This window comes from Photorhabdus sp. RM71S (assembly GCF_042879355.1).
GTDB classification, from domain to species: domain Bacteria; phylum Pseudomonadota; class Gammaproteobacteria; order Enterobacterales; family Enterobacteriaceae; genus Photorhabdus; species Photorhabdus kayaii.
On sequence record NZ_JBHFKV010000137.1, the window covers coordinates 1 to 1,068 of the forward strand.

The 1,068-nt window shown below is 54.0% G+C and carries 1 protein-coding gene; it reads right to left on the minus strand.

All coding sequences use genetic code 11. From position 1 onward, the window contains the following. Positions 1 to 1,068 (minus strand): polyketide synthase (locus ACGF5R_RS24090; protein WP_387693146.1); only part of this gene is annotated, 1,068 nt, incomplete at both ends.

Here is a 1,068-nt window from a genome sequence, read left to right on the forward strand (position 1 = left end):
CGCGTCCCGTAGCGAAAATAACACCTTAAACAATTGTGCCATACCGGATACGGCTTCACCGTGTCCCACCTGTCCTTTTAGAGTGCCCAGACTGTAACGCCCCGATGTTCCTGTCCGCCCGGCAAACGCCCGTGTCAGAGCTGACATTTCAACCGCATCTGACACCAAAGAGCCGTTTGCTGCGGATTCAATGTAACTGATACTTCGCGGATCTATCTGGTTAGAGGCGAGTGCGGCACTGATCGCCTCCTGCTGCGGCCCCGCTGACGGGGTCATATAACCATTGGTGCGACCACTGTGATTAAACGCGCTGCCGCAGATCACGCCATGAATATGATCCCCGTCTGCTTCTGCCTGAGCCAGGCTTTTCAGTACTATCACGCCAACCCCTTCGCCCGGCACAAAACCATCACCGTTTGCGCCAAATACCTGCGCATCAGCGCTCGTAGACATCAGTCGGTTACTGGATAAAACTTTGTAGGTGGAGGGATGCAGATATAAATTAACCGCCCCGGCGAGCGCCATCTCACCCTGGCCACTGCGCAGATACTCGCAGGCTTCATGGATAGCCACCAGTGCGGAAGAGCACATGGTGTCGACCGGCAGGCAGGGGCCTCGCAAATTAAGCATATGAGACACCCGGTTGACACAGGATGAAAATGAGGTTGTACACACCTGACCGGTAGCGGATGAATTGAGGCTAAAGCCCTGTTTAGTGATACCGCCAAACACGCCAGTGCCATGACGTACCCGGTCTGATAACATCGTGGGGGCATAACCGGCATCTTCCAGCGCTTTCCAACATTCCTCCAGAAACAGCCGTTCCTGCGGATCTGTGGTGGCGGCCTCATTAGGTGTCATGTTAAAAAATAACGGGTCGAAATCGGCGACACCGTCTAAAAAGCCTCCCCACTTGCTATAACTGCCATGCTGTTCAATGGCCTGATTAGTGTCTTCAAAATAGAACCCGGTTAATGGCCAGCGCTCTGGGGGCACTTCGGTAATAAAGCTCTCGCCTCTTTTTAGGCCTTCCCACCACTGAGATAAACTGGCTCCGCCGGGGAAACG